This window comes from Sphingomonas mali NBRC 15500 (assembly GCF_001598415.1).
In the GTDB taxonomy this organism is placed as follows: Bacteria; Pseudomonadota; Alphaproteobacteria; order Sphingomonadales; family Sphingomonadaceae; genus Sphingomonas; species Sphingomonas mali.
Genome location: NZ_BCYX01000085.1, coordinates 1 through 5,414, shown reverse-complemented (window position 1 = coordinate 5,414; position 5,414 = coordinate 1). Strand labels below are relative to the sequence as shown.

The window sequence follows — 5,414 nt, the reverse complement described above, 5'->3', positions numbered from 1 at the left end:
ACCTGGCGCGGCACGCGCGGGCGGCCGATCGGGCATTCGAGGGCGTCGCGATCCCAATGGGCGAGGTCGGCGGCGGCATCATAGGTCGACTGACAGAAAGCGAGCAATGCGGCGTCCGGATCGGCCGCGGCGCGCACGGCGGCATAAGGCAGGATGAACTCGCGCATGTCGGCGTTCCACGCGGCCTGGTCGGGCTCGACCGGCGCCGCGGCGTAACCGGCGGGCTCGGGATAGGCATAGGCGTAGAAAGCGGCATGGGGGAAGGCGTCGCTGCCCGGCCAGAAGCCGACGCTGGCTTCCTCATGGCTGTAGGCCTCGCATGCGACGTCGTCAGGCAGGCCGGGCATCCCGCCGGGGTGTCTCGGCGCAACCCGGCCCGAAAAGCGCGTCGCGGCGAGGTCGAAGCTTCCCCAGAACAGATGGATCGGGCTTGCCTTGCCGAGAAAGCCGGTGCGGAACTGGTAGAAGACGCGGCGCACCTGGATCAGCGCGCGCCAGAAGTCGCGCGCCGCCCCGGCATCGTAGGGGCGCTGCTCATGGTCGTCGGCAAAAGGCGGATAGCCGGGCATCTCGCTCGGGCTGCCGTCGAAATCCGAGGCGGCGCCTAATGCGTCGAGCGCGGCGACGACCTCGGCATGGAAATCGGCAATCGTTCCCGCCGCCAGGGATATCGATCGCGTCGAGCCGTCGCTGGTCGCGAACGTCACCGCATTGCCGATCAGGTCGAAGTCGATCTGCAGGATGCCGCTGCCGCACGGGATAGCGGAGGTCGTCCAGCCGCGTGCGGTCAGGTAGAAGGGGACGTGCCAGCTATGGTTGAGCCAGGGCGTCAGCGCGAGCCGCACCTTGCCGACGATCTGGCAGCGCAATTGCAGCCCGATCGCGGTCTCGCGCCACTGGGTCCAATCGAGGGCGGGCCAGCTGTCCATGTTCCTCCGAATCGTCACCCCGGCCTTGTGCCGGGGTCCACCGGGCCGCAAACCCAGGGGCCGATGGATGTGCTGCGCAGTGGATGCCGGCATGACGGACAATGTCGATCGCTCCGCGCTAAACCGCCGTTCCGCCCACCGTCAGCCCCGATACCAGCAAGGTCGGTTGCCCGACGCCCGCCGGCACGCTCTGTCCGCCCTTGCCGCACATCCCCACGCCTTCGTCGAGTGCGAAGTCGTTGCCGATGCCGGTCACCTTGGTCAGCACGCTCGGCCCGTCGCCGATCAGGGTCGCGCCCTTGATCGGGGCGCCCAATTTGCCGTTCTCGATCAGATAGGCCTCGGTGCAGCTGAACACGAACTTGCCCGACACGATGTCGACCTGCCCGCCGCCGAACGACTTGGCGAAGATGCCCTTCTTGACCCGGCTGAGCAATTCGGCGGGATCGTCCTGGCCGCCCTTCATGAAGGTGTTGGTCATGCGCGGCATCGGCGCGTGCGCGAAGGATTCGCGGCGGCCATTGCCGGTCGGCTCGACGCCCATCAGCCGCGCGTTGAGGCGGTCGTGGATATAGCCCTTGAGGATGCCGTCCTCGATCAGGATATTCTCGCGCGTCGGCGTGCCTTCATCGTCGATCGACAGCGACCCGCGCCGCGCGTTGATCGATCCGTCATCGACCACGGTGACGCCCGGCGCCGCGACGCGCTCGCCGATCCGGCCGGCGAAAGCGCTGGTGCCCTTGCGGTTGAAATCGCCTTCGAGGCCGTGGCCGATCGCTTCGTGGAGCAGCACGCCCGGCCAGCCCGGCCCGAGCAGGACGGTCATCTCGCCGGCGGGGGCGGCGACCGAGTCGAGATTGACCAGCGCCTGGGCCAGCGCCTCGTCGATCGCGCGGTTCCAGGTCGCGGGCTCGAACAGCGACTCGTAGAGATAGCGCCCGCCAATCCCGAACGTGCCCGTCTCGCGCCGGCCATTATGCTCGACCACGATCGAGACATTGAGGCGGACGAGCGGCCGCACGTCGGTGGCGGTGAAACCGTCGGGGCGCACCACCTCGATCACGTTCCACGATCCCGACAGGCTGACCGAGACCTGCGCGACGCGCGGATCGCGGGCGCGCGCGGCGGCGTCGATCGTCTGGCACAGGTTCACCTTGTCGGCGAACGGGATCAGGTCGAGCGGATCGGCGTCGGTATAGAGGTGCCGGTTGGTGTGCTGTGGCGGCGGCGCCTTGGGACCGGTCGACGGCTCGATCAGCGCCATCGTCTCCGACGCGCGCAGGATCGCGGCCGCGCTGATCTCATTGGCATGGGCGAAGGCAGTGGTCTCGCCCGACACCGCGCGCAGGCCGAATCCCGAATGGGTGTCGTAGCTGGCGGTCTTCAGCCGCCCGTCGTCGAACCCGAACGCTTCCGACCGGGCATATTGCAGATAGAGCTCACCATCATCGGCATGGTCGAGCGCGGTCGCGGTCAGCCGCTTCGCCTCTTCGGGGTCGAGCTGGTCGCGATACAGGAACTGGCGGGGGTCGGCGGGACTGGTCATGCTCGCCAATATAGGCAGGCGTTTCGCGGTGTCACGTCGCGTCGCGGCAAAGCCGCGCCGTCGGACTGCTCGGGCTGCGCCCGGCCGCCGGCCGGGCACTAATCGCTCCCGAGCTGACGCTCGATCGCGGTGCTCAGACCGAAGCCCCCGCCGGATGGTCGGGCAGCTGGCTCTGGTCGGCGCCGTCGGCCGGGCCGCCGATCAGCACGAAGCGGCGGTCGCAATAGCCGCAATCGACATAACCCGCCTCGTCGATCTGCAGGAACACGCGCGGATGGCCCAGGGCAGCGCCGCCGGGAATGTCGGTCGCGCCGTCGCAGGCGACGCGGGGATGGGAGACGCGGACGATTTCGGGCGGTGCGATCATGCTGGCGCGATAGCAAGGCGCGCCGGGCGCATCAATCTCTCCTGCTGCCTTGCCAAGCTCGACCCCGCGACGCACGATGACGCCATGATCCTTGTAAAGCTTGCGGCGATTGCCGCCCTGATCGTGGCGGCCCCGGCCGCCGCCGCTCCCCAAGCCGCGACCAAGCCCGCCGCGGCCAAGCCCAGCGCGAAGCCGGCGCCGGGCAAACCCGCCGCCAAGGCGAAAGCAAAGCCGAAGGCGAGGACCAAACTCCCGCCGCCCGCGCTCAACATCGCGGAAAAGGACGGGTTCGGGGTCATGCAGGTCGCTGCCTCCGACGCGGCGGCGTTCATCGCCGCCTGGAAGATCGGCAATGGCGCCAAGAACGAAACGACGCGGACGGTCGCCGACAAGCCGCTCTTCACGCTGTTGATCTTCCGCGGCTGCAAGGCCGACGCCGAGGGCAAATGCGACATCGCCGCGGACTTCGCGATCACTCGGCCGGACGGCACGATCAACGAGGACAATAAGGGCGTCGTGGTGTGGAACAAGGCCGCGCCGGCCGATCCCAAGAAGCCGATGATCGGCGACGGCGCGCTCGGCTATGGGGTCGATTCGGAAGGACCGTTCGGCGATTATCGCGTGGTCGCGACGGTGACCGACAAGGTGGCGGGTACGTCGGTCACGACCGAACAGACGCTGACGATAGCTCCAGCCTTGGCCGCGCCCGAGGTTAAGTAGGGCTCGGACAAAATCCTCCCCGGTACGGGGAGGGGGACCAAGACGCGAAGCGGCTTGGTGGAGGGGGCCCGCGATCGCAGGCCTGTTCGGTTGTGGCTAGTTGGTCGCAGGCCCCCTCCACCACGCGCTAACGCGCGCGGTCCCCCTCCCCGTGCCGGGGAGGAATTGCGGCTACCCTCAACGCTCGACGCGAAATCTGATCGCCACGACCTCCGGATCGTCGGCCCAGCGGTCGCCCGGCGCATGAAGCAGGTCCCAATGCGTCTGAAACGCCCGGCGCGGGTCGAGATACCGACGTCCGACCGGACCGGGCCAGCGCCACAGCAGGCCGGCGAGCAAGGGAATCGCGCCTTCCGCCCGTGCCTCTGTTCGAGTCATTGCGTGCAATCGTCCCGGCCGCACTGATTCCACAACCAGGGTCAGCCGCGTTGCCCAGGCCGGCATGTGCATCGCGCCGAGCCACTGGCTGTAGTCGTCGGTCGGGCGCCGGCCGCGCTCGTGGCTGCCGTCGCGATGTTGCCGCCATCCGTCGGCGAACACGACCAGCTCCGCCCGGCCGCGCGCCGTTGCGTGGAGCTTGCCACTGATGATTCGCGCGGGGATGCAGGCTTCGCGCACCGCGATGCGGTCGCCCGGCGTGGCCGATGCCAGCGGGCTACGCGCGATCACGCGCATCTCGGTCTTCCGCCCGGCAAGGAGCGCCGCGGCGATGCCGGGGTCGGCGATGACGAAGGCGCCCATCGGCGATGCGGTCTAATCGCAACTATCCGGCCCGCATAGCCGCCGTAAGGCTTGGCGCGGGGCTATCTCGCGCCTAAGTCCCGGCCATGACCGACGCCGCGATCGTGATCGACCAGCTTTGCAAAACCTATGCGGGGGGCAAGCAAGCCCTGGACGGCGTCAGTTTCGAGGTGCCGCGCGGATCGGTGTTCGGGCTGCTCGGCCCCAATGGCGCGGGCAAGTCGACCCTGATCAACATCCTCGCCGGGCTGGTCAACAAGACCGGCGGCAAGGCGGAGATCTGGGGCTTCGACATCGACGAGCACCCGCGCAACGCCAAATATTCGATCGGCATCGTCAATCAGGAGATCACCTTCGATCCCTTCTTCACCCCGCTCGAAACGCTGGAGATCACCGCCGGGCTGTACGGCGTGCCGAAGAACAAGCGCATCTCGATGGAATTGCTCCGTGCGGTCCATCTCGAGGACAAGGCCAAGGCCTATTCGCGGACCCTGTCGGGCGGCATGAAGCGCCGGCTGATGGTCGCCAAGGCAATGGTCCATTCGCCGCCCGTGCTGGTACTCGACGAGCCGACCGCGGGGGTCGACGTCGAATTGCGCCAGCAGCTCTGGGCTTATGTGCGCCAGCTGAACGAGCGCGGCGTGACGATCGTGCTGACCACGCATTATCTCGAGGAAGCCGAGGAATTGTGCGACCGCATCGCGATCATCAACCACGGCAAGGTGATCGCCAACGAGCCGACCCGCGACCTGGTCGGCATGGCCCAGGAAAAGGTCGTCGAGGTGACCGTCGACCGCGACATCGCGACGGCGCCGCAGGCGAGTTGCTTCCAGAAGGTCGAGCTCAAGGGCGATCGCGTGCTCGAGATCACCTATCGCAAGGATCTCGCCAATGCCGGCCAGGTGCTCGACGCGGTGCAGAAGGACGGGTTCGCGATCATCGATGTCTCGACCAAGGAGCCCGATCTCGAGGACGTATTCCTCAACCTGACAAGGGCGTCGAATGCGTAACCCTTCATAGCCCCTCCCCTTCAGGGGAGGGGTTGGGGTGGGGGATGCCTCGCAGAGAATTTCGCTTGGGGCACTTGCCCCCCCCCCCCCCCCCCCCCCCC

At 67.9% G+C, this 5,414-nt stretch carries 6 protein-coding genes; 2 read left to right on the top strand and 4 right to left on the bottom strand.

The annotated features are described in order from the left end of the window. The 3 genes from SMA01S_RS23810 to SMA01S_RS23800 all read right to left on the bottom strand — a co-directional run. Window positions 1-929, bottom strand: a 929-nt coding sequence (locus SMA01S_RS23810) for a DUF5996 family protein (RefSeq protein ID WP_066827946.1), incomplete at its 3' end; no start/stop codon positions are given. Between the two features lie 118 nt (window positions 930-1,047). Further along, window positions 1,048-2,475 carry a metalloprotease TldD gene (gene tldD / locus SMA01S_RS23805; protein WP_066827941.1) on the bottom strand — a complete coding sequence of 476 codons (1,428 nt, stop codon included), beginning with the start codon at window positions 2,473-2,475 and terminating at the stop codon, window positions 1,048-1,050. 133 nt (window positions 2,476-2,608) lie between these two features. After that, on the bottom strand, window positions 2,609-2,842 hold the full coding sequence (locus tag SMA01S_RS23800; protein ID WP_066827940.1) for a zinc-finger domain-containing protein: 234 nt from the start codon (window positions 2,840-2,842) through the stop codon (window positions 2,609-2,611). An 84-nt stretch (window positions 2,843-2,926) separates the two neighbouring features. Between SMA01S_RS23800 and SMA01S_RS23795 the strand changes: the two genes are divergently transcribed. After that, complete coding sequence (locus SMA01S_RS23795; RefSeq protein WP_066827939.1) at window positions 2,927-3,562, top strand: hypothetical protein; 636 nt, start codon at window positions 2,927-2,929, stop codon at window positions 3,560-3,562. Between the two features lie 177 nt (window positions 3,563-3,739). Here SMA01S_RS23795 and SMA01S_RS23790 read toward each other — a convergent pair whose 3' ends face one another. Beyond that, window positions 3,740-4,303 carry a hypothetical protein gene (locus SMA01S_RS23790; RefSeq protein ID WP_066827938.1) on the bottom strand — a complete coding sequence of 188 codons (564 nt, stop codon included), beginning with the start codon at window positions 4,301-4,303 and terminating at the stop codon, window positions 3,740-3,742. 86 nt (window positions 4,304-4,389) lie between these two features. On the opposite strand from SMA01S_RS23790, the gene SMA01S_RS23785 reads away from it, so the two are divergent. Beyond that, the gene (locus SMA01S_RS23785) at window positions 4,390-5,313 is read left to right on the top strand and encodes an ABC transporter ATP-binding protein (protein ID WP_066827936.1); all 924 of its coding nucleotides are present in this window, start codon (window positions 4,390-4,392) and stop codon (window positions 5,311-5,313) included. The last annotated feature ends 101 nt before the right edge of the window (window positions 5,314-5,414 follow it).

Coding starts and splice junctions, on each gene's coding strand:
- SMA01S_RS23795 (WP_066827939.1), top strand. CDS start 2,927: ATGATCCTTGTAAAGCTTGCGGCGATTGCCGCCCTGATCGTGGCGGCC.
- tldD (WP_066827941.1), bottom strand. CDS start 2,475: ATGACCAGTCCCGCCGACCCCCGCCAGTTCCTGTATCGCGACCAGCTC.
- SMA01S_RS23790 (WP_066827938.1), bottom strand. CDS start 4,303: ATGGGCGCCTTCGTCATCGCCGACCCCGGCATCGCCGCGGCGCTCCTT.
- SMA01S_RS23785 (WP_066827936.1), top strand. CDS start 4,390: ATGACCGACGCCGCGATCGTGATCGACCAGCTTTGCAAAACCTATGCG.
- SMA01S_RS23800 (WP_066827940.1), bottom strand. CDS start 2,842: ATGATCGCACCGCCCGAAATCGTCCGCGTCTCCCATCCCCGCGTCGCC.